This window comes from Wujia sp. (genome assembly GCF_056872695.1).
In genome coordinates this window covers 76,833-98,818 of the sequence record NZ_DBMFCD010000001.1, presented here as the reverse complement: position 1 = coordinate 98,818, position 21,986 = coordinate 76,833, and the positions used below count along the sequence as shown (strand labels likewise).

Sequence of the window (21,986 nt, the reverse complement as noted above, 5' to 3'; positions counted from 1 at the left end):
GAGGTATAAACAATGATGTTTAAAAAGAAAACAGAAATACATGGAGTTCCAACGGAAACCGCAACCGGTCTTGCCTTAAAGCAAAGCTTAGAGCCGATTACCCAGATTACGAAAAGTCTGAAAGAAAACAGAAAATCCCTGATTGAAGAAGAAATGCAGACCGCAAGCCAGATTTCCGATATTCAGGGTTCCTTCGATACGATCCTTGCCCAGTCCGACCAGGTTGCTTCCGGCATGGATTCCATCAAACAGGAATTCTCCAATATCGTGGAAGTTTCTTCCCAGATTGAGACAAGTGTCAGCGGCGTACTCTCCGCAACTGATCAGGCAAATGAAAATGTCGACAGCTTACAGGAAAGCTCCTCCAACGTATTAAAAGACTTCCAGCATGTCGTAGAAGTCTTAAATAAATTCCAGAACAGCTTTGATGAGATTCAGGAAACCATGTCCGGTATTATCGGCATTGCCAACCAGACAAACATGCTTTCCCTGAATGCTTCGATTGAGGCTGCCCGTGCCGGCGAACATGGACTTGGCTTTGCCGTTGTCGCAACTGAGGTCAGTACACTCTCGGCTGAAATCAAGAAACTGGTCGATACCGTAAATGCCAATATGGCATTGCTCCGGGAGGATGCTTCGAACTTAAATGCTTCGATGGAAACAGCAAACCGGATGCTCTCACATGAACAGGAGCAGGTAAAAAAGACAACCGAGTTGTTCGGCAATATTAAGGATTCTGTCAACGGTGTAATCGAGGTACAGCAGCAGATTGCCGCTGCTGTCGACACCTGTAACGAAACCGCAGACCAGATTCAGGAAGATATCTTAAGTGCCAGAGATGGCTACGTTGGCGTATCCGAGACAGTCAACCAGTTATCCGGAGATATCACTCGGAAGAATCAGCTGTATGAAAATATGATCAACCTCCTCGATCAGGTCGATCCGATTGTTGAGGAAGTTCAAAAATCACATATCAATATTTAATGTCTATAAAAAAGTGGCAGGGATTTTAAATCTCTGCCACTTTTTTTGCGATTTCTTCCACCAGCCGTTCCAGTTCGGGAAGATCAAATATCTGTAACCGTGGAATCATTCCCGGCTCTGCACCCGCAATGCTTTGTGATAGCTGTATTCTGGCTTTCCCCATAGCGTCTGGTGCATACCTCCAGTCAATTTCCGTGATCCGCTGTACCTGATTCCATTCTTCCTCAGCCAGATTCAAATTCGGAAATTCTACATTATATTTATTTGCAAAATATGAATTCATCCGGTCGTAATCACCGTAATACCATTTTCGGGAGAAAAATTCCTGCCGGTCATATATCCGCTGTTGCTCCAGCACTTCCACATAAGTAACCGCATCATATAAGGTTTCCGGTTGTTTTTTCTCATTGTAAAACCGGAAATGCCGGTCCCAGTATAGATCCAGGAAATTATAATCCAATAACAAATGTGCATAATACCCCCGCACATATGGTTCCTGTAGCGCATCACCATACTTTTGTAAAAACCAATCCAGATCCGGCCGGCGCACAAGCTTGTCATACGTCGCATCGTTCCAGAAATGGGTATAATGCTTATCCTGACACATATCTGCAATCATATTTCCAAGGAAAAAAATATTTTTCTCCCGTGCATCCATCTCCGGCAATAACTCCAGCGCGCGCTCCGCACACGATAAATGTATCACATAGCTTGGCATATCCGAACCTCCGATAGCAGATCATCATCCAGAAATACATTTTTGATGTTCGGCATAGGAAGAATCTTTGTCTGTACAACCGGTGCTTTTTCGTTCTTCTCTGCCGCATGTTTTACCCGCACAGGCATCCGCTTATCTGTCACGATTTGCAGCTTCTGTTCTTTCACCGCTTTCATACTGTAAAAAAGCAGTCCCTCCATCACATTCGTGATCCGCTCTGCTGTTGTAACCGAACACATCAGCTTCTCCTCTGTCGTCGTAAATTCCCGCTTGTAATCAATACAGCGAATATAGATATCCGAGATATTCCCCAGTCTCCGACGCTCAAAGATATCCTGAAACTGTCCAAGTGTCTCCATCCGTACATTTGCAGTTCCGTTTACCTCGGCAGATAAAACCTCTCCCATCGCAACTGCATACACATAAGTCGATGCAGATACCCTCAGATTCTGCAAAAAAGCATATACAGCGAGGGAAATACCCCACATCTTCGATGGAAAGAGAATTCCCACACTGTCCGCATCCAGACGTTCACCATGATATTCTGTATATTTCATTACTTTACAATTCGGCAGATTCTGAACCATCTGCTCTGTCATCGCCTGCCGGCAGTCCATCTTCCATGCATGTCCCGCAGACACGTCCACATAGTCAGACACATAAAATATATAATTCCGTGTCTCCTCCATGTCATTCTTCCATTCCATACCCCTCATTTGTATCCTCCCACTACTCTCCCGAAGCTTTCTTTTGCACAAGTGATTCATACAATGTACGAAAAGCAAAGCTTCGATATTCTTCCATTGTCATCCCGGTCTGTTTCGTGATCTCTTTTTTCTTCTGTGCGGAAATCTGGATGATTCCGCTTAAGGATGACCATAGATACAAAACCGTCGGCTTTGTATCGAGTGTTTTCTGTAACACATCTGTGTTCTTTCCCTTTTGGACGAGCGCTTCCATCAATCCATATAGTTCCTGCAGCATCTCCGGCAGAATTACTGTACCCTGCTTCCGGCTGTTTGTTGCTTTCTCCTCAAACATCAAAGAAGCATAATACTTCGGATATCGTTCACAAAAAGAAACCAGCCGCTCACATAGCTTGTAATAGCTGTCCTCAAAAGAGGTATCCCCCTCGATATACACCATCATCTCACCGATCAGGATATCGAGATAATCAACTACTATGGAATTATAGATATCTTCCTTACTCCGGAAATATACATAAATCGTCGACTTACTGTAATCTGCCTGCAACGCGATATCGTCCATCGTTGTGTCCTGGACACCCTTCGTCTCAAATAACTCTCTCGCTGCCGTCAAAATATTGTCGCGATTAAACTGTTCCAGTGCAAGCTTCTTGCGTGCTCCCATATACTCTCCCGCCAAATACAACTATTGTTGACATTATACAACGTGAAGTTTGTTTTTTCAACTACAAGTTTTATTATTCTACTTTTATTTCTATAATCATACTTTTTATATATAAATCGTACTTCTAGTTTGATTTATAATAATCCAGATTCTGACGCATTTGAATCAGTATTTTTTTCTCTAACCGGCTGACCTGTACCTGACTGATTCCAAGCACCTTTGCAACCTCTGTCTGTGTCTTATCCTCAAAAAACCGCAGATGAATCAGCTCCTGTTCCGTCTCCCCCAGCTTTTCCATCGCCTGTCCGACTAAAATCCGGTTCATGATGTTTTCAGCTGCCACCTCTGACTCGGCTTCATCCACCAGCCGTTCCACCAGACTGACCTGTGTACCATCCTTGCCGCAGATCGTCTGCTGGATGGATTCCACCTCCCGGTTTGCCTCCGTTGCCATCACAATATCCTCCACACAAAGTCCCGTATAGCTTGCCAATTCATCGAGTGTGGCCTCTCTTCCATATTTATGCAGCAATGCTTCTTTTGCTTTGCTGATCTGATACCCATTTTGTTTTAAAATACGTGACACCTTAATCGCACCGTTATCCCGCAAAAACCGTTTGATTTCTCCGGCGATCAGCGGAACGGCATATGTGGAAAACTGTACCCCATACCGGCTTTCAAACCGGTCGCATGCCTTGAGCAGACCGATACATCCAATCTGATATAACTCCTCCAGATCATAACCGCGATTCACAAACCGACGAGCAATACTCCACACAAGTCCGGTGTTATCTGAAACTATTTTTTCCTTTGCAGCCTTACTCCCCATCTGTGCCTGTTGAAATAGTTCCCATTCATTCATTTATTCATAATGTGGTGCGGGTGCACCGATCTCCTTCCACATTTTTACCACAGTTCCTTCTCCCAGCTTCGATTCGACCTCCAGTCGATCCATAAAAGCCTCCATAAAGGAAAATCCCATCCCGGAACGTTCTTCCTCCGGTTTGGTTGTAAAAAGTGGTTCCATCGCCTGTCGGATATTTTCTATTCCGACTCCGTTATCCCTTACCTCTATGTATACTGAACGGTCTTCCACGACCGTCCGGATATGAATCTTTCCTGAACCTTTTTCATAGCCATGAATAATCGCATTGGTAACAGCCTCCGAAACCGCTGTTTTAATATCTGAGACTTCCTCCAGTGTCGGGTTCGTCGATGTGATAAACGACGCCACGATCACACGGGCAAAACTTTCGTTTTTCGCTGCACTGTCAAATTCCACATTCATTTCGTTTGCACTATTCATAATATCCTCCCTTTACCATCTCCTTTTTTATCGCATCCAGCGAGTCCATCTTTTTTAAAATCCGGTAAATTCCTGACATCAAAAGTATACGGTCTATTGTTTCATTTACATGTACTGCAAAAACACTTCCCCCCTTGTCATGCACCATTCGGAATCGTCCGGTAATCAGTCCGATACCGGAACTGTCCATAAACTGTGTCCTCGAAAAATCAAAGATTAAATACCGGATTTCCTCCTCATCAAACACATGTGCCGTCTTTCGTTTGAGCATATCTGCCGCATAGTGATCCAGCTCCTCCGGAAGGTAATAAATCAGCACACCATTTGCCACTTCATACACCATAAACTGCCTCCTATATCCAAATATCCAGAAAAAATGCAAAGAAAAAGAAAGTGAAATAATTTTCACTTTCTTTCGTATGTCCGAATAATCATCGATTACTCTTTGTCTATCATATTTTGTAAATCTGTATCTGACATGCCCGATACGACATTGGAATAATCCGGGAGATCCGTCTCCCCCTTTGCCGCTCCATTTTGCAATGTGTCAATCTGCTTTGTCAGATTATCCACCTCTGCACTCAGGCTGTCGATGGTGGAGTTTTTTCCTGCAAGCTCCTCACTGTATGTCTTGATCAACTGCTCATTTTCCACCCGCAGCTTCTTTTTCTGCCCCGGCAGGATAAAAAAACAGAAAAGTAAAACGCCAAACACCAGTCCAAGCAACATATACAATCCGGAATACCTGGCAAGACTGACCTGTCCAAACTGTCCCGTCCGTACAACACTCGTATCCTTCTTTGCCTTGATCTCCTGAAACAGACTCTTCTTCTCAATCTTTTTAGGGGCTCTGCCATCCTCTGTCACGACAATTTCCTCAAGATAATCATCATCTAAGAGTCCATCGTTATCCACATTCTGCTTCCGCATCTCAATGATGTTTTCCTCAGTGTCTCCCATTTCCCGCAGATAATGTACTGCCAGTGAATTTGCCTTGTCAATTTTCAGCACACGGCGCAGTGTCACCCTTGCTTTCTCATAGTTATCTGTTCCAATATACAAAAGCGCCAGTAACAGATATCCTTTGACAAAATGCGGATTGTCTGAGAGTGCACTTTTGAGCTGCAGGATTGCAAGATCATAATCCTCGCTATGTGCATACTGGATTGCCATATTGAACTTTCGCGCAAGCTGGTCGACACTCTCTAACCGGGCAGGATCTTTTTTCAATTCCTTCAGGTATTTCGTTGCAAGGTTATTTTCCCGTTGATAGTTGATGCTCATAACCCATTCACTCATCGCCTGCACCGCCTCACCCATCTCATAATAGATGAGTCCAAGCAGATTCCGTGCCGGTACATTTCGTTTGTTATAACGAAGAGACTGCAGCAGCGATTCTATCGCCCCCGACAGATCTCTGGCAGATGCACGGTCATATCCAATATTATAATAGTAATTGGAAGTATTCTGTGCTTTCTTCAGCATGGACAGAGGAAGATAACATTCTGAACAATATCCATTTTTCCGAACCTGTGCACCACAATGTGGACACAACACTGGTCGCATTGTTGTTGCCATCTTATCTTCTCCTTGCTCGTACGGATACTGCATTATCCAGTATACTGCCTGTATTTCTCAAATCCTGTGTCATCTGCAAGACAATATCACTGATATCCTTCAAATCATTACTGTAAATCGCTTCCTCCGCCTGATTCACCTCCGGAATCGGCGTGAAACGCTTTAATTCTTCTTCAAAATTTATCATACGGTTTCCTCCCATATGTCTTTTATCTTTCCTATCAAATACAGAGAGCCAACGCCAAACAGCACGCCACCATGTGCTTCCACAGATGCATATGCCTCTGCAAAGCAGCCCCGGATGTCATTATCTGCATAGACGTGTACAACACGCTCTACCTTTTTTGCACAATCACGAAACAGTGCTGCAATGTATTCTGCAGAGATCGCACGATCCGAATCCAGAGACGTCACATAAACAGATTCCACATCCAGATTCTGCATCAGATATGCAATCATCGGTTCATAATCCTTATCTCCTGCAACCGCAAAGAGCAATGTTTTCTTATAATCCGCATACCCAGCGTTCACACTCTCGGTAAAACGTTCGATTGCACTCACATTATGTGCTCCATCAATGATGATGTTGTCCGCAAGCTTCTCCATCCGGCCCGGCCAGAAAAATGCATCCAGTGCAAGCTGTATTTTCTCCTGTGCAAGCTGCCTGCCCAACAATACCTCACACGCCGTAATTGCGGTTACAGCATTGTCTACCTGATAGGTGGCCACACTATCAAGCCGCAAACCATTGTAACTATAATAGCGATTGTTCATTGAAAAATCAATGGTTTTATCTGTAATTTCATCGATAATATACTCCACATTTGCGACATTTATTGCTTCTGCCGCAAGAGCTTCCGCCCGCGAACGAATTACCGTATCTGCCTCGATGCTTCCGGTATTGTATACAACGGGAACTCCGGTTTTGATGATGCCCGCCTTTTCCCCTGCAATCTCTTCAATCGTTGTTCCAAGGTATTTGGTATGATCCAGCCCGATTTCTGTAATAATTGTCAGCACCGGCACAAGTACATTTGTCGCATCCAGTCTTCCGCCAAGCCCGGTTTCATAGATTACGAAATCAAGCTCCAGCCTGGAAAAATATACCGCCGCCATGGCAAACAGGAATTCAAAATAAGAAAGATGCTGCAGGTTTTGCTGTTCTGCCTGCTCACACGCCTGTCTGACAATCTGATAACACGACACAAAATCTTCATCTGATATGCCCTCGATCCGTTCCGTGATAGAGACAAGATGCGGCGATGTAAACGTCCGCACGTGGTATCCCGCTTCCGTAAGCAGGGCACGCAGAAACTGGACCGTAGAACCTTTTCCGTTTGTACCTGCCACATGGATTGCTTTATGCACACGATGTGGATTGCCAAGCAATGCCATGACCGCCTCTAAGTTTTCATTTCCGGATTTATTTCTTCCCTCTGTGTGGGGACCAAACAGTGGAATCTGGTTAATATAATCTTCTGCCTCTTTTAAACTGTTGTTCATAACCTATTACTTCCTTTTTGCTTCGCAGTATTCTTATCTGTTATCCACTTTCTCCGGATACAAATCATGATGAACCAGACGGTCATATGCGACCTGCTCCCAGTTTGTTCCCGGACGTCCATAATTGCAATACGGATCAATGGAAATACCGCCACGTGGTGTAAACTTTCCCCAGACCTCGATATACTTCGGATCCATCGCCTTGATCAGATCTTTCATGATCGTATTCACACAATCCTCGTGAAAATCGCCATGATTCCGGAAGCTGAACAGATACAGCTTCAGCGATTTACTCTCTACCATACGTACATCCGGCACATAGGAAATATAAATCGTTGCAAAGTCCGGCTGTCCGGTAATCGGACAAAGACTCGTAAATTCCGGACAATTGAATTTTACAAAATAATCATTGTCCGGATGCTTGTTGATAAACGTCTCCAGAATATCCGCAGAATAATCAGCCGGATATGCCACATGCTGGTTTCCCAGCAAAGAAATTCCTTTTTGTTCTTCCTCTGTTCTAGCCATCTCTATCACCTCATAATCGAATCATTTTATCTAAATGGAAGGAATAGATCACCTGTTCCTTCACTTTTTTCCCCGTCAATCGTTCCAGCACCTCTGCATAGGCTGCAAGCTGTGCCCGGTACCTTCCAACCAGAGTCTCCTCATCCGCAGCATCTGTCTTATAATCCATGACAACGACACCATCATCCTCATAAAAATACGCATCAATAATACCCTGTACAACAAGCATGTCCATCTCCGCAACATCATAAACCTCCGATGCCGGAATACCTGCCGAAAACTGCCGTTCCTTGTACAGATTACCCAGGCGCGCAGCTTCTATCATACGGCATCCAAGTGCAGATTGCAACATCTTCCTGATTTTAGATTCCCGGATTGCCACAAGCTCCCGTTCCTCCAGTATCCCTCGCTGATATAGATTCACCTTTTGCTGTTTGATAAATGTATCCAGATCGTCATCTGCATTTACCGCTTCAAACGGCAGCAATTCCATAAACTTATGCACAATGGTTCCCCGCTCGGAGCCTGTGAGTGTCCCTCGCGGTCGTACTTCCTGTTTGTTTGTCCGTTTCGTATTTGCCTGCCTGCCACTATCCGGCTGCGCAAATTCTGTACTGATATCGTAGCCCTTTCCATCATACGCTTTCATCTTCTTGATATCTGAGATGGAAAGCTTTGCCCCAAGAGTTGTCATCGCCATATGTGGATACTCAAAAGAAAAGCTTTCTTCATTTTTCTTATAGAATACGCTTTCCTCTGTCTGCTGTGCCATGCGCCGAATCTCTTCCACCTGTAGCCGGCTTTGTATCTGCATCGGAAGCATCGCTGTCAGGATTTCCTCCTGATTTAAAATCTCCATCCGAATTGCCCCCTGTACCTTATAAGCATCCGCCAGCTGATTGTACCGCATCATACAGGCAAACAGCTGCTTTGCATAACAGTCCGCATTTTTACGGACATTGTAAGGAAGCAGCATAGCTTCCATATCTGCAACATACGCATATTTCGCAAGCAGGCGGTCCGCTCCGCGCACTGTTCCCGTGAGTATCAGTTTTTCTTTTGCACGCGTCATTGCGACATAAAGAACACGCAGATTCTCCGCCATCATCTCCACATCCTCCAAAGAAGCATAGATGCTTCGGATCGTTGTGTTATGTTTATACCGTCCTGTTGTATACATAGCCATTGCCGCCAGATAATAATCCGGATGCACCTGCACATTGTCCTTTAACTCCATGCGGTTAAACTGTCGTCCCATACCAGCTGCAAACACAACCGGATACTCCAGTCCCTTACTCTTATGGATACTCATAATCCGGACAACATCCGCATCCTCGCTCAGCACGCTTGCCTCGCCCTCATCCTTTTCCATCAGCTTGAGCTTATCCACGTAACGCAGAAAATGGAACAGACCCTTATAATATCCATTTTCAAACTGAACTGCCTTTTGCAATAACATATCCACATTTGATTTGCGGATATCTCCCGCCGGCATCGCTGTCACATACTCATAATATCCGGTCTTTTGTAACAGCACCCAGATCAGGTCTGACACAGACAAGTGCTGTTTTTTTTCTTTCAGCTCATCAATCAAAGAAAGCACACGGCAAAGCTTTGCTCCAAGCACGGTCTCCTCACAGTCTTCCGCATAATACTCACAGATCTCATACAGACAAAGCTTCTCTGATACGGCATTGCGCACAGATGTGCAGATTTCTGCAAGCTCAGACTCATTCAGCCCGCCAATCGGAGACAGCAATACCGCAGATAATGGAATATCCTGTCTGCTGTTATCCACCACCGACAGCATCGACATAATCACCTGAATCTCCACTGCCTGAAAATATCCTTTGGATTTTTCCAGATATACCGGAATTCCCTGCGCCATCAACGCATTGTAAAGACTGTCTCCATAATCCTTCAAGCTTCTTGCCAGAATGACAATATCCTTATACTGTACCGGTCTATACCGGTCTAGTTCTTCATCATAGACCTGCATTCCCGTCTTTGCATCCATCATGGCACGAATCCGGTTGGCAATCAGATAACCCTCTAAGGCATCCTTATCCGGGGATCCATATTGCCGGAGTGCATCCTCACTCAGATTGCCAATATCATCCACATCCGCGAGCAAGAGCTCCGTATGATCAGAAACCGAAATACCCTCTGGTGGTTCCGGGAACTGTTTTCCCGGCACGAGTGCCTGCCTGTCATCGTATGTGATTCCACCAAGATCACTTCCCATCAACTGGTAAAAGAAATAATTGATGGATCGAAGCACAACCGCACGGGAGCGGAAATTATGATTGAGTTCTATTTTTATCTCTTTCCCCGTCTCCTGATAACGGTTGTATTTTTTTACAAATATCTCCGGTCGCGCCATACGGAACCGGTAAATACTCTGTTTGACGTCACCAACCATAAACATGTTATAATCGCCACGCGATTTTCCAGACACTGCGGTCAGGATGTCTTCCTGTAAATAATTACTGTCCTGATATTCATCAATGTAAATTTCTTCATATCGGTTGGAAATTGTCTTCCCAATCTCCGTCGGAATCGCGCAGCCATCCGCATCATACCCTGCACACACAAGCTGATATGCCATATGGGAAATATCTGAAAATTCCAGCATCTTCCGCTTCTGCTTTTCTTCCATGAACAACGTCATGAATTCTTCTGTGAGTGACAACAACGGTAACAGATAAGACTTTAACAGCGCCATATCCTCTAATATTTCTGTCTCTGACTGCTTAAACCCATCCAGCTTTTTGCTGTCAAATTCATCCTTATATTCCTTCCGAAGTGCCTTGCAGGCTTCCTGTAATTCCTTATCACCGGTAAACTTCTTTCTTGACAGTGTCGCCCATTTGGTATCAAGAACCTGCTTCATCGCAGCATAACGATCCGCCTGTTCAATCGCCTGAAGCTTCTCTATATCAGATACAATCTGCTCCCGGTATTGTTCCGGTCCATCCGCCTCCCCACATAGCGCAAGGCATCTCTGCGCCAACAGGATGGATGCCGTTGCCTTTTTATGCAGGATATCAAGCATTGCCTGCATCCATGCAGCACGATTCAGATCTTCCGCCGTCTCAATCCGAAGGGCCGCCCGTGCTTCCTCCAGAAATCGGGACGGATCCGGAAAACTCGTAATCTGCTGATAGATTTTGTCAATTACATCCTTCAGATTGTCGTCCCGTTTTCCATCACAGAACAACTCCAGCAAACGTCCAAATTCTGTATCCGGCTGTTCCTGCAGCTGTGCATATTTCGTTTCAAACAATTCTGTCATAACATCATATTTCAACATTTCCAGCATACCCGGATCTCCAATTCCAACGGACGGATCCAGATTCAGAAAACTGAAGTATTCTTTTACAATATTCAGACAGAAACTGTCAATCGTTGTAATATCTGCACTCTGAATCAGCATATTCTGCTTCGCAATATGTTCCGATTCCGGATACTGTTCCTGTGCCTCCTCCAGTTTCTTCAAAAGCTTCTCTTTCATCTGTGCAGCTGCCGCCTTCGTAAATGTCACAACGAGAAAAGAAGTGATATCAACCGGATGCTCTGTATCAATGATCTTCTGATAAATCCGTTCCACGAGCGTGGCAGTCTTTCCGGAACCTGCCGCTGCTGAAACGAGAATTGTCTTGTCTCTCTCTTTAATTACATGTTCCTGTTTTTCTGTCCACGGCATAGCTTCTGCATCTCCTCCAATAACTGCTCTTTCTCCTTTGCGCTGTGTTTTGTATCATGATAACGGTTGTTTCCGTATTTTTCATCAAACCGGCATACATCCTTATATGCACAATAATCGCAGGCAGTTTTATTTGCCTCCCGCATCGGATTTTTATCGATCACACCATTCTTGATCTGTGCGGCAAGTGCGGAAGCCTTATACTCCGCATACGCAAGCACGGTATCAAATTCCTCTGCGTCTTCACGTCCAAGCCCCTTATAGGTGAACTGTTTTTTTCTTATCTCCTCTGCCTCTGTCTCATTTTCCGCCTGCACATACGGATCCTGCATATGATAATAATACATACTGTCTGTCAGAATCTTGTATCTGTCTGCCTCCGCCCGGTTTTTGTTCCAATCCTGATCAACCAGTTCCAGCATCACATCCGTATAGATTGCAAGCTGAAGTTCCAGACCTTCATACAGATCGCCAAGGTCAAACTCATGTGCTCCTGATTTATAATCAATCACCCGCAGTGAAATCGTCTGCTCTGACTCATTCACATACAAATCTCCACGATCTACCACACCAACCAGTGTGAGCTTCTCATCACCGACCTTAAGCTTCTTACGGAATGCATACTCAAAATAACATGGCTTATAAGCATCTTCCATCAACGACTGTAATTTCTGTACAGTCCGCTTTCCAATCCGTACCAGACTTTTTCGAAGAACCTCATACTGTCCATGCTCCAACTCCTGCCCGGCATATTCTTTCTCAAAATTTGCATTCACAAATTCTTCTGTCTTTGCATCCCGTTCCTGATCTGACAGCGTTTCCCATTGATTATCCCGCTGATCCCGCACATAACAAAACATCTGCTCCATCGCCCCATGGAGGATCATACCGACATTCCGGTTATCAATCCCATGTATCTGCCGTTCCTCCAGATGCAGTATATACTTCAGGAAAAATGCATATGCACAGTTTGCATACTGCTCCAGCTTTGACACAGACATTGCCATGTCCTGTAACTGAATCAGCTTTGTAACCTGTTTCATAAGCTTCTCTGGAAGGTTCTGGTACTGTATGGCCTGTTGCATCCGTTCCAGTATATCTGCATCTCCAGTTTGCATATACAGCTTATATAACTGCAGGGTTTCCGCCTCATGACTATGATTGCCTTCCAGCAACTCCCGGATTCCAAGAATCAATACCTCCAGCCCGGACTTTCTCGTCACGATCCGGTTCTCCATCTGTGCCCCCTGCACTTCCTTCTTATCTGGAAATATCCTCCGGATTCGATCTAAAATATAAGATGGCCGCATCGTGTCATTCAGTGCACTCATACACACATACGACAAATGCAGGCTATCCTTTGGCTTGGTCATGTTCTGATACAGATAAAACTGTTCTGTATAGCTGTTTACGCGTTCCGTGGGTGCCATATGAATTCCAAATGTCTCCAGGCGTTCCTTCTCCCGGTCATTGATAATCTGACTGCGTTTCGTTCTTTTCGGAATGACACCATCATTCACCCCTACGATGAACAGTGTCCGAATGTCCCCCAGCCGGGTTCTCGTAATATCTCCAACTACAAGCATATCCAACGTCGGCGGCACCATTCCGAGACTGACATCTTTCATGCCAACCGCAAATAATTCTTCGAACTCCTGCACATTGACTACATCCTCAGGCATGATTTCTACCATCTTATCAAAGATCTGGCACACCTTCTCATAAAGTCCGGAATCCTCAAACTGCTCCTCCATCGAAAGTGTATCCATCAATGCATAGATCGCATCGACAAATACAGTTATCTTCTTTCTTCCTCTGGAAACCGCTTTATAAAATGGCTGCAGAATTTCCATAACGACCTTCCGCAAGTCATCCACAGTCTCATCATCGCCATTCTGAAAAGTCTGACTCCAGCTTCGAATTCCCTTTCGCCCCCGCGCCAGGACATAATTCTCCAGTGTTTCAATCTCTGAGGACTCCAATGTTTTTACCACCCCGGATTTTAAAAACGCAAATACACTGTCATAACTGAAATTTTCATCTACCACCCGCAACACATGTGTCAGTGCATCCACGCAAGGATGATTTTTTACCGGCATTGTCATATCTATAAAATATGGGATTTCATACTGTGGTAATATACGCTTTGCAAACTCCGCTGTTTCTTCCAGATTACCACTTACGATCGCGATATCGCGATAGTGGTAACCCTGGTACATCACAAGTGTCCGGATCTGCTCCGCCACTCTGGTTAATTCCTGTGCCGGCGTATCATATGCCGTAATTGTGATTGCCTGCACCTCATCCTGTCCAACATGATATGGATAACGAAACAGATTCTTCTCCAGATGCGCAAGCGGATGTCCACTGTTCCATCGTTTGCAGCCATCCCTCCCTAAAAAAAGCGTTGGTTCCACAACCACCTGTGCCTGTTCCGCAGTTAAAAGCAACCTGTTTATCGTCTGTTTTGTGAGCGCAAACAATTCATGTTCTCCCACATGCTTTTTCTCATAAGCTGCAGCATCAATCGTCAGGACAATTGTTACTTTTTTTGCCCTGCGCAGCAATACCGAAATCAGATTCAACTGGATCGGCGTAAATCCGGTAAATCCGTCCAGTATGATTTCACTTCCGGCAATCAGCTGTGATTGTCCTGCCGCCGCAGTTAAAAGCTCCAGCATCTGCTCTGCGACGATGAAGGACTGTCCTTTCTTCTCCTCAAACGCATCAAAAATCACAAGCATATCCTGCAATTTTTTCGCAAGTACACGAGATTCCTCAGAATCATCCAGCTCCTGCAACGCCTCCCGCAGCCGTTCCCGCGGAACATCATATTGATAAATCTCGGACATCAGCGATTTTGCTTCATCGATAAATCCTGCCTTATCCAGACTTCCGGCATACAAAGCCAGTTCATCCTTATGATCCTGCGCAGCCTTCCGGAGCAGCATAGATTTACCAAAATCCTCCAGCACCTTTTTCGGTTTGATATGCAGTTCATCAAAAATCCGGTATGCCAGACGATTAAATCCGATAACATCGATCTGAAAACTGCCTCCCCGTGGATGCTTCTGTACAAGTTTTCTCTGAATTTCAAGAGAATACTGTTCCGGCACAAGTACGATCACATTCTTCCGTTCATCCTGCATCGTCCGCCGTATAATATCATCATAGACATATTCTGATTTGCCAGCCCCGCTTGGGCCAAGAATAAACTGTAACGCCATGTACGCCTCCAACTAAAAGATAAGCCGGAAGTTTCTGCTCCCGGCTATTTATACAATCTTTTTATTCCTGATTAAACAACTGCGTCTGTACCTGTTCTATATCCGGATACCAAACGCCCTTAATCTTTATGAAATCAATATTTACTTCCATATATTGTCTCAATACTCCGTTAGTATCCTTCATACTTCCACGCAGTCCCAGCTTCAAAGTGGCTCCTTCTCTTGCATCAGCCGTCTTACCATGCTGCGCCTGAATCTTATCATTAAATTCATCCACCTGCGCGCTGTTCCACTCTGTTGCCTTTATGATCTTAACAGATGTATAATTTGCTTCCTTGACATACGGAAGCATATTCTCTACCATAGCTTTATTGGCCGTTATGTAATTTGGTACTAACGCCTGTAATTTCTCACTATCATTCTCATTTACCGCCGTCTGGAATGCTGTGACAGCTTCTTCATAGGTCTCCGGTCCAGCCGGTTTCAAAACAACCTTTGTTACAAACAGATAAATGCCAAAAACAATCGCCGCAAATATAATGAACTTGAAGATTGTGCCAAATACTTTTCCGACGCCGCTTCCGCCGCCCTGTTTTCTGTTTTGCTCCTTGTATTCCTTTACATCTTCTTTTGTAATCTTGACAGGATCTGATCCCCCGATACTGTTTCCGTCATAGATATCACCATAATCATCTGTCGGTGTGAATGCCCTCTGCTGTACCGGCTTCTTTCCGTTCTCACCTTTTAAGCCAAGACTTGTCTTCATCTTTACTACCGGGCGTCCGCATTCCGGACAGATTGTTATTCCATCCTGCACCCTTGCTCCACATGATTCACATACAGCCATACTACTAACCCCTTTCTTCTGTATCATATGTAGTATAGTATATCTCACACAGCCTTTTTCTTCAAGTGATTCTTTTCTTAATAAAAGGAAAAAATAGCAAAAAAAAAGGATACAACCTGTATCCTTTTAAAAGCAGTTCGTAGGGGAATCGAACCCCTGTTTTCGCCGTGAGAGGGCGACGTCTTAGCCGCTTGACCAACGAACCATCTTGAAACCTTTGTTACTATAACAAACATATGGATGTTTGTCAACAACTTTTTTTAAATTTTTAAATATTTTTTCAATTATGGCATATTTTCGTAAATAAGCACGACAATATGCCATAATCGTATCTGCTAGTTCCTGCCTTTTTATTTTGACTTCTCCGGACGGTAAAGCACATCCACAAATGAATTGATACTCTGCTCGCAGACCTCTCTCGTTGTCTCCTGCTTCACAAGTATGTAGCGATCGGTATGTCCCTTCATGACATACACCGGATTTCCATCCTTGTCAATACAGTCATACTCTTCTATCAATACCGGAAGCAATTCTCCGGAAAACTGTGCTTCAAATGCTGCCTTCTGGTTTGCTGTCAGCTCTAACAGCACATTGCTCCGCTTCTCCTTTATTGCATCACTCACCTGGTGCTCCATTGTCGCCGCAATCGTACCACTACGCTTCGAATATTTAAAGATATGCATCTCATAGAGATTCAATTTCTCCAGATTTGCCACAGTTGTTGCAAATTCCTCCTCTGTCTCGCCCGGAAATCCTACGATTACATCTGTTGCTATCGCCGGACGGTCATATGCCTTACGGATCATCTCGCATTTTTCCATATATTCTTCGATCGTATATTTCCGGTTCATGCGCTTTAACGTCTCATTGCAGGCACTTTGCAATGACAGATGAAAATGTGGACATACCTTGTCAAGCGCTGTAATGCCATCCAGAAATTCCTCTGTGATCACACGTGGCTCCAGCGACCCCATCCGGATCCGCCGGATACCTTCCACTTTGGCAACCGCCTGTAACAACATCAGCAGCGATGCCTCATCTTCATCCTCATAGGAAGACAGGTTGATACCTGTGATTACAACTTCCTGCACGCCCTCTGCTGCCAGTCCTTCCACTTCACGCACAACATCGGCGAGCTTCCGGCTGCGGATTCTGCCACGTGTATACGGGATAATACAATATGTGCAGAAATTATTACAGCCATCCTGCACCTTGACATAGGCACGACAGCGTTCATTCGGCTTTACCAGCGTCATTTCCTCATATTCATTCGTATGATTGATATCGATCACGACTTCATGCATGGAGGTATCCTCATAATATTCACTTAAAATACGTGCAACATCCTTCTTGCAGTTATTTCCGATCAGAATGTCAATACCGAGATCCTTTGCCAATACCTCCTCAGCTGCCTGCACATAACATCCGGCTGCCACAATCACCGCTTCCGGGTTCTTTTTTTTCGCACGGTGCAGCATCTGTCTCGACTTCCGCTCCGCCATATTCGTGACCGAACACGTATTAACGATATAGATATCTGCAAACTGTGAAAATGGTACAATCTCACATCCGTTTTTCTTCAGTATATCCATCATACTGTCTGACTCGTATTGATTCACTTTGCATCCAAGTGTGCAAACTGCCACTTTTTTATTTAAAATATTCACATACATTTTACGCAAATTTCTCCTGCTGATTCTTGACTTTTATAGTGTAAACTTTTATTATAGTAACATAGATAAAAAAAGTGCGAAAGATATATTTTTGAGATTATTTTTCGCTTTCATAATATACAAGGAGGTTACTATATGTTAAAGGTTAAAATTTCTCTCAACTCTATCGATAAGGTGAAGAGCTTTGTAAACGATATCAGCGGTTTCAATGCTGAGTTTGACTTGGTATCCGGTCGTTATGTTATTGATGCAAAGTCTATCATGGGAATTTTCAGTTTGGATATTTCCAAGCCAATCGACTTAAATGTACATACAGACAAGAATACAGAAGACATCATGGCAGCATTAAAGCCTTATCTTGCTGAGTAATTAATTCACTGAATTCGGTAAACAAAAACCTCCCAGACCGGGAGGTTTTTTTGTCTTATTTTTCTGTCAGATACTGAATCATGCCCGGGCCAAGTGCTTCTGTCGGTCTCTGCATAAATCCATGTTTTTCATAGAAAGGTTCTCTGCCCTTGGCACACATCAGACATAACATCATCGTGCTTCCCTCTTCCCGCAGAGATTCCACATATGCTTTCAGTTTCCGGATAATCTGTGAGCCAATCCCCTGTGCCTGCACCTGAGGAATCACAATCAGATCCTGAACATAACAGACCACGGCGCCATCTCCGACGACACGTCCCATACCGACAACCTGTCCGTTCTCCGTCACTGCTTTAACCTTATACAGACAATTTGCAAGAGCTTGTTCCGCCTGCCTGTCTGTCAGTTTTTTCCATCCAACCTGCTCACGAAGTGACAGATATTCCTCTCGCGAGATTTCATTTTCTATCAGTGTAATCATTGTTTCGTCCTTCTTCTACCGTCATATGAGCCTACATACGCATCGGTATTCCACGTTCGGACAAATATGCTTTCAGATCCATGATCTCAAGCTCTTTGTAATGGAACAGGGATGCTGCAAGTGCTGCATCTGCTTTTCCCTCCGTCAAAGCATCATAGAAATGCTCCTTTGTTCCTGCACCACCGGACGCAATCACCGGAACAGATACATTTTCCGCGATCAGTCTGGTCAGCTCCACATCATAACCTGCCTTTGTACCATCACAATCCATGCTGGTAAGCAGGATTTCACCTGCACCCATCTTGTCCGCCTGCATCGCCCACTCGATCGCATCGAGTCCTGTATCGACACGTCCGCCATTTTTAAATACGTTCCAGCCACTTCCATCTTCTCTTCTTCTCGCATCGATCGCAACAACCACGCACTGGCTGCCGAACTTGTCTGCGGCATCACTGATCAGACGTGGTGTATTGATGGCAGATGAATTGATGCTGATCTTGTCCGCACCCTCGCGCAAAATCGCCTTGAAATCATCGACGGTTCGGATACCGCCACCAACGGTAAACGGAATAAACACGGTCTCTGCAACCTTCCGCACCATATCAATCACGATGTTTCTCGAATCCGAAGATGCCGTAATATCCAGAAATACAAGCTCATCTGCCCCTGCCTTATCATAGGCAGCGCCAACCGCAACCGGATCACCTGCATCTTTTAAATTTACAAAATTGATACCCTTTACAACCCTGCCATTGTTGACATCCAGACAAGGAATAATTCTCTTTGTATGCATACTCTCTTCCTCCCTCGTCTCTTATAAGTGTATAAAGTTATCCAATATTTTAAGTCCTACCGTTGAACTCTTCTCCGGGTGGAACTGACATGCAAACACGTTGCCCTTCTCCACGGAAGCATGAATATCCACAGAATAGTGTGTCCGGGCTGCAACATCTGCTTCATCCTTCGATTTCAGGTAATACGAATGGACGAAATATACATATGGATGTTCCTCCACACCGGCAAATAATTTCGCGCCCGGTGTAATATCGAGTGAATTCCATCCGATCTGCGGAACCTTCAAATCCGGTGCATCCGGAATCCGGAGAATCTCACCATCCAGGATTCCAAGCCCGGTTGCCCCCGGACTTTCCTCGCTCGTCTTGTATAGAAGCTGTAAGCCGAGACAGATTCCAAGGAATGGCGTCCCCGCATCTACCACATCGTAGATGACCTGGTCCAGCTTGTACTCCCGCAGCTTACCCATCGCATCACCAAAGCTTCCCACGCCCGGCAGGATCACCTTGTCACAAGACAAAATCAGATCCTTGTCCCGCGTGATCACGGCCTCTTCGCCCAGATAATGCACTGCTTTTTCTACACTTTTAATGTTGCCTGCATCGTAATCTAAAATTGCTATCATCGTCTCATCCTCTGTCACATTCATACAGTCAATAGTTGCATTTATTACTTTCCCTGCGCATCCGTCGGCGTCTCTGTCTCCGCTGCTTTTGCGCCAAGCTCCGACAAGGTTTTGGTATACTCCTGTCCTTCCATCGCTAAGATCTGATATGCCGTATCCTCTGTGATACCATACGTGTTCCACAGTGCATTTATAATCTTATCCCGGCAGGAATCAATATCCTTCACGATATCAAGCTCTACCGCCTCATCGTAATGCTCATCATATTTCTCTATGCCACGAAGCAGCGCATCGAGTGCCTTGTCCGACCTGCCAAGCTTCATGTTGTTCTCATAGGACTCGTAGAGCCGTTCCACATACATGACAGTATAGATACGATCTTTCAGATCCTGATCCTTTTCCTTCACATCCACACCAGATACTTCGTCATATGCCAGACGATATCGCTGCCGTTCGAAATAATTCGTCGCTTTCTTGATTACCTGCGAATAATTAAATTGGTTCGTACCAAGTACAACACCGGCTGCTAGCGCAAAAAACAGCACAAATACGACAATGACGGTCGGTGTCGAAACCTTTTTCTGATCTTTTTCCGCTTCGAGCTCCGCCGCATAAGCTTCATCTTTTTGTCGTTTTTTGTCGGTTTTTTCCTTCTGCTTTGCTTTATCCTTCGCCTGCTTCGCGGTAAGCATCTCCTGTCTGGCTGCATCTTTTTCCTCTTTTTTTGCTTCCCGTTCTGCCTGTTTTTTCTTCTTTTCTGCTTCCTTCTTCGCTTTCTTCTCCTTGAATAAAGCTTCCTCTTCTATATCATCCTCATCCGGCTCACCAAAAAGGATCTCGGAAATCGTTTTCTTCTTGTGGTCTGTCTCATCTGCATCCATCTCCGTTTTTTTCTTCTTTTCTGCCTTTTTTCTTGGCTGCTTGCTCTTTTTTGCCGTTTTCTCCGGTTTTTCACCGATATCCTCGATATCTGCCAGATCCCCGCTCAACAGGCTCTCTGCCATAGATGACTGCAACAACGCATCCAGGCTGTCCTCATCCGCTGTGTATGGGTTCTTTTCTTTCTCTGATTGCCCCGGTTCTTCCTGCATTCCCATATCCATCGAACCAAATAACGCATCATCAAACACGCCCTCCGGCAGTGCAGTATCCTCCTGCATCTGCAAATCTGCTTCACCAAAGACATCTGTATTGTCCATTGGTTCTGCCGGTTCTTCTTTTTGTGGCTCTGGCTTCACACTCTCCTGATTTGCTTTCTCAATCAGTGCATCCAGATTCATATCCTCCGGCTCTTTCACCTGTGGTTTCTTCTTGATAACCGGATTGGCACCCGCATCCAGGTTCGTGATATCGACATCATCAAAGTCAATATCATCAAAGTCCAGATCCCCCAGATCCATGCCATCCAGATGATCAAGTTCATCCAGAGAAATGTCGTCCATATCATCTGCATCGACATCCACGCCGGAATCTATATCGATATTCTCATTCAATTCTCCGTCCATGGCTGATAATTCATCCAACAGACTATCCAGATTATTCTCGTCCAAAATATTCCTCCATGTATATCACAAATTCCACAGATAAAAGTATCATATCACATTCATTTCTCCAACACAAGTAAAACCAATGCATACAAACACGCAAAAAGGCACCATACAACTGCTGTATGGTGCCTGCGCTTTTTATTCCCAATCATCAAAATCCTCATAATCATCATATGCGCCATTTGCATAGTTTTTCGTATAATTGATGTTGCTGGAACGCTTCTGCTTTGGCTGCGGACGACTGGATTCCCGTTTTTTATTGTTCTGCTTCTTTTTTACTGATTTCTGTTCCTTCTCTAAGCGCATCTGGACTTTATTCTTGTCCGGAATTGCCATCGTCGGTTTATTCTCCTTTGGACGGGATGGTTTACTTCTTCTGCCTCTGTCTTCCTCATCCTCATCCTTTTTCGGAAACTTAGGAGCACCTCCGTAGTTTCGGTTTGGACGCTCATTTCTCGGTGGTCTGTCTCCATATGGTCTGTCACCGTATGATTTCTCTCCATAAGATGATCGGTTTCCATTTCCACGCGGTGGTCTGTCTCCACCTGTTTTCCGGTCACCCCTCGGTGCACCAGAACGATCCGACTTCTGGAATCTTGTTCCTCCACCTGGTCGTTTCTCCCGATCAAAATATTTTCCTTGTCCTCTGTTCATGCTGGAACCACCTTCTCTTGTTCCTTCCGTTGCCACGTCTTTATCTCCTTTCGTAACTTTGCATGGATTTTATT

Annotated in this window: 21 protein-coding genes and 1 tRNA gene; 2 read left to right on the top strand and 20 right to left on the bottom strand. The window is 44.7% G+C overall.

Annotated features, from left to right (window positions below):
- Positions 1 to 12 precede the first annotated feature (12 nt).
- The gene (locus ACZQK9_RS00480; protein ID WP_216507032.1) at positions 13 to 984 is read left to right on the top strand and encodes a methyl-accepting chemotaxis protein; all 972 of its coding nucleotides are present in this window, start codon (positions 13 to 15) and stop codon (positions 982 to 984) included.
- 25 nt (positions 985 to 1,009) lie between these two features.
- Here ACZQK9_RS00480 and ACZQK9_RS00475 read toward each other — a convergent pair whose 3' ends face one another.
- From ACZQK9_RS00475 to mtaB, 15 genes are all read right to left on the bottom strand, one after another.
- The gene (locus ACZQK9_RS00475) at positions 1,010 to 1,702 is read right to left on the bottom strand and encodes a hypothetical protein (RefSeq protein WP_483269290.1); all 693 of its coding nucleotides are present in this window, start codon (positions 1,700 to 1,702) and stop codon (positions 1,010 to 1,012) included.
- Positions 1,687 to 2,418 (bottom strand): hypothetical protein, encoded by a 732-nt coding sequence (locus ACZQK9_RS00470; RefSeq protein ID WP_178016471.1) that lies wholly within the window; start codon positions 2,416 to 2,418, stop codon positions 1,687 to 1,689. Before ACZQK9_RS00470 ends, ACZQK9_RS00475 begins: the two co-directional genes overlap by 16 nt.
- A 13-nt stretch (positions 2,419 to 2,431) precedes the next feature.
- Entirely contained in the window at positions 2,432 to 3,073 is a 642-nt protein-coding gene (locus ACZQK9_RS00465; RefSeq protein ID WP_483269289.1) for a TetR/AcrR family transcriptional regulator, read from the bottom strand.
- Between the two features lie 124 nt (positions 3,074 to 3,197).
- Positions 3,198 to 3,902 (bottom strand): SigB/SigF/SigG family RNA polymerase sigma factor, encoded by a 705-nt coding sequence (locus tag ACZQK9_RS00460; protein WP_253292158.1) that lies wholly within the window; start codon positions 3,900 to 3,902, stop codon positions 3,198 to 3,200.
- A gap of 33 nt (positions 3,903 to 3,935) precedes the next feature.
- A complete protein-coding gene (gene spoIIAB / locus ACZQK9_RS00455) occupies positions 3,936 to 4,379 on the bottom strand; it encodes an anti-sigma F factor (protein ID WP_178016468.1) in 444 nt (147 codons plus the stop codon).
- On the bottom strand, positions 4,372 to 4,722 hold the full coding sequence (locus tag ACZQK9_RS00450) for an anti-sigma factor antagonist (RefSeq protein WP_216507035.1): 351 nt from the start codon (positions 4,720 to 4,722) through the stop codon (positions 4,372 to 4,374). Before ACZQK9_RS00450 ends, spoIIAB begins: the two co-directional genes overlap by 8 nt.
- A gap of 95 nt (positions 4,723 to 4,817) precedes the next feature.
- The gene (locus tag ACZQK9_RS00445; protein ID WP_178016466.1) at positions 4,818 to 5,957 is read right to left on the bottom strand and encodes a tetratricopeptide repeat protein; all 1,140 of its coding nucleotides are present in this window, start codon (positions 5,955 to 5,957) and stop codon (positions 4,818 to 4,820) included.
- 1 nt (position 5,958) lies between these two features.
- Complete coding sequence (locus tag ACZQK9_RS00440; protein ID WP_178016465.1) at positions 5,959 to 6,144, bottom strand: hypothetical protein; 186 nt, start codon at positions 6,142 to 6,144, stop codon at positions 5,959 to 5,961.
- Complete coding sequence (locus tag ACZQK9_RS00435) at positions 6,141 to 7,460, bottom strand: bifunctional folylpolyglutamate synthase/dihydrofolate synthase (protein WP_483269288.1); 1,320 nt, start codon at positions 7,458 to 7,460, stop codon at positions 6,141 to 6,143. Before ACZQK9_RS00435 ends, ACZQK9_RS00440 begins: the two co-directional genes overlap by 4 nt.
- A gap of 33 nt (positions 7,461 to 7,493) precedes the next feature.
- Positions 7,494 to 7,988 (bottom strand): preQ(1) synthase, encoded by a 495-nt coding sequence (gene queF / locus ACZQK9_RS00430; protein WP_178016463.1) that lies wholly within the window; start codon positions 7,986 to 7,988, stop codon positions 7,494 to 7,496.
- 10 nt (positions 7,989 to 7,998) lie between these two features.
- Positions 7,999 to 11,694, bottom strand: a complete 3,696-nt coding sequence (gene addA, locus ACZQK9_RS00425; protein ID WP_483269287.1) for a helicase-exonuclease AddAB subunit AddA — start codon at positions 11,692 to 11,694, stop codon at positions 7,999 to 8,001.
- A complete protein-coding gene (locus ACZQK9_RS00420) occupies positions 11,664 to 14,921 on the bottom strand; it encodes a PD-(D/E)XK nuclease family protein (protein ID WP_483269286.1) in 3,258 nt (1,085 codons plus the stop codon). Before ACZQK9_RS00420 ends, addA begins: the two co-directional genes overlap by 31 nt.
- Positions 14,922 to 14,982: 61 nt before the next feature.
- Positions 14,983 to 15,768, bottom strand: a complete 786-nt coding sequence (locus ACZQK9_RS00415) for a zinc ribbon domain-containing protein (RefSeq protein ID WP_483269285.1) — start codon at positions 15,766 to 15,768, stop codon at positions 14,983 to 14,985.
- Between the two features lie 133 nt (positions 15,769 to 15,901).
- Positions 15,902 to 15,973, bottom strand: a tRNA-Glu gene (locus ACZQK9_RS00410).
- A gap of 145 nt (positions 15,974 to 16,118) precedes the next feature.
- Positions 16,119 to 17,441, bottom strand: coding sequence for a tRNA (N(6)-L-threonylcarbamoyladenosine(37)-C(2))-methylthiotransferase MtaB (gene mtaB / locus ACZQK9_RS00405; protein WP_178016459.1), 1,323 nt, complete (start codon positions 17,439 to 17,441; stop codon positions 16,119 to 16,121).
- Between the two features lie 135 nt (positions 17,442 to 17,576).
- Between mtaB and ACZQK9_RS00400 the strand changes: the two genes are divergently transcribed.
- Positions 17,577 to 17,810 (top strand): HPr family phosphocarrier protein, encoded by a 234-nt coding sequence (locus ACZQK9_RS00400; RefSeq protein ID WP_178016458.1) that lies wholly within the window; start codon positions 17,577 to 17,579, stop codon positions 17,808 to 17,810.
- A 55-nt stretch (positions 17,811 to 17,865) separates the two neighbouring features.
- Here ACZQK9_RS00400 and ACZQK9_RS00395 read toward each other — a convergent pair whose 3' ends face one another.
- From ACZQK9_RS00395 to ACZQK9_RS00375, 5 genes are all read right to left on the bottom strand, one after another.
- Entirely contained in the window at positions 17,866 to 18,291 is a 426-nt protein-coding gene (locus ACZQK9_RS00395) for a GNAT family N-acetyltransferase (RefSeq protein ID WP_178016457.1), read from the bottom strand.
- Between the two features lie 31 nt (positions 18,292 to 18,322).
- Positions 18,323 to 19,084: an imidazole glycerol phosphate synthase subunit HisF gene (gene hisF / locus ACZQK9_RS00390; protein WP_178016456.1), complete on the bottom strand. Its 762-nt coding sequence runs from the start codon at positions 19,082 to 19,084 to the stop codon at positions 18,323 to 18,325.
- A gap of 21 nt (positions 19,085 to 19,105) precedes the next feature.
- Positions 19,106 to 19,711: an imidazole glycerol phosphate synthase subunit HisH gene (gene hisH / locus ACZQK9_RS00385; RefSeq protein WP_117781003.1), complete on the bottom strand. Its 606-nt coding sequence runs from the start codon at positions 19,709 to 19,711 to the stop codon at positions 19,106 to 19,108.
- Positions 19,712 to 19,755: 44 nt separating this feature from the next.
- Positions 19,756 to 21,261: a hypothetical protein gene (locus ACZQK9_RS00380; protein WP_483269284.1), complete on the bottom strand. Its 1,506-nt coding sequence runs from the start codon at positions 21,259 to 21,261 to the stop codon at positions 19,756 to 19,758.
- A gap of 135 nt (positions 21,262 to 21,396) precedes the next feature.
- Positions 21,397 to 21,948, bottom strand: a complete 552-nt coding sequence (locus ACZQK9_RS00375) for a hypothetical protein (RefSeq protein ID WP_178016454.1) — start codon at positions 21,946 to 21,948, stop codon at positions 21,397 to 21,399.
- Positions 21,949 to 21,986: the final 38 nt, after the last annotated feature.

What these genes read in the sequence shown, in the direction of transcription:
- ACZQK9_RS00480 (WP_216507032.1), top strand. Translation starts at nt 13, where the DNA reads ATGATGTTTAAAAAGAAAACAGAAATACATGGAGTTCCAACGGAAACC.
- ACZQK9_RS00475 (WP_483269290.1), bottom strand. Translation starts at nt 1,702, where the DNA reads ATGCCAAGCTATGTGATACATTTATCGTGTGCGGAGCGCGCGCTGGAG.
- ACZQK9_RS00470 (WP_178016471.1), bottom strand. Translation starts at nt 2,418, where the DNA reads ATGAGGGGTATGGAATGGAAGAATGACATGGAGGAGACACGGAATTAT.
- ACZQK9_RS00465 (WP_483269289.1), bottom strand. Translation starts at nt 3,073, where the DNA reads ATGGGAGCACGCAAGAAGCTTGCACTGGAACAGTTTAATCGCGACAAT.
- ACZQK9_RS00460 (WP_253292158.1), bottom strand. Translation starts at nt 3,902, where the DNA reads ATGGGGAGTAAGGCTGCAAAGGAAAAAATAGTTTCAGATAACACCGGA.
- spoIIAB (WP_178016468.1), bottom strand. Translation starts at nt 4,379, where the DNA reads ATGAATAGTGCAAACGAAATGAATGTGGAATTTGACAGTGCAGCGAAA.
- ACZQK9_RS00450 (WP_216507035.1), bottom strand. Translation starts at nt 4,722, where the DNA reads ATGGTGTATGAAGTGGCAAATGGTGTGCTGATTTATTACCTTCCGGAG.
- ACZQK9_RS00445 (WP_178016466.1), bottom strand. Translation starts at nt 5,957, where the DNA reads ATGGCAACAACAATGCGACCAGTGTTGTGTCCACATTGTGGTGCACAG.
- ACZQK9_RS00440 (WP_178016465.1), bottom strand. Translation starts at nt 6,144, where the DNA reads ATGATAAATTTTGAAGAAGAATTAAAGCGTTTCACGCCGATTCCGGAG.
- ACZQK9_RS00435 (WP_483269288.1), bottom strand. Translation starts at nt 7,460, where the DNA reads ATGAACAACAGTTTAAAAGAGGCAGAAGATTATATTAACCAGATTCCA.
- queF (WP_178016463.1), bottom strand. Translation starts at nt 7,988, where the DNA reads ATGGCTAGAACAGAGGAAGAACAAAAAGGAATTTCTTTGCTGGGAAAC.
- addA (WP_483269287.1), bottom strand. Translation starts at nt 11,694, where the DNA reads ATGCCGTGGACAGAAAAACAGGAACATGTAATTAAAGAGAGAGACAAG.
- ACZQK9_RS00420 (WP_483269286.1), bottom strand. Translation starts at nt 14,921, where the DNA reads ATGGCGTTACAGTTTATTCTTGGCCCAAGCGGGGCTGGCAAATCAGAA.
- ACZQK9_RS00415 (WP_483269285.1), bottom strand. Translation starts at nt 15,768, where the DNA reads ATGGCTGTATGTGAATCATGTGGAGCAAGGGTGCAGGATGGAATAACA.
- mtaB (WP_178016459.1), bottom strand. Translation starts at nt 17,441, where the DNA reads ATGTATGTGAATATTTTAAATAAAAAAGTGGCAGTTTGCACACTTGGA.
- ACZQK9_RS00400 (WP_178016458.1), top strand. Translation starts at nt 17,577, where the DNA reads ATGTTAAAGGTTAAAATTTCTCTCAACTCTATCGATAAGGTGAAGAGC.
- ACZQK9_RS00395 (WP_178016457.1), bottom strand. Translation starts at nt 18,291, where the DNA reads ATGATTACACTGATAGAAAATGAAATCTCGCGAGAGGAATATCTGTCA.
- hisF (WP_178016456.1), bottom strand. Translation starts at nt 19,084, where the DNA reads ATGCATACAAAGAGAATTATTCCTTGTCTGGATGTCAACAATGGCAGG.
- hisH (WP_117781003.1), bottom strand. Translation starts at nt 19,711, where the DNA reads ATGATAGCAATTTTAGATTACGATGCAGGCAACATTAAAAGTGTAGAA.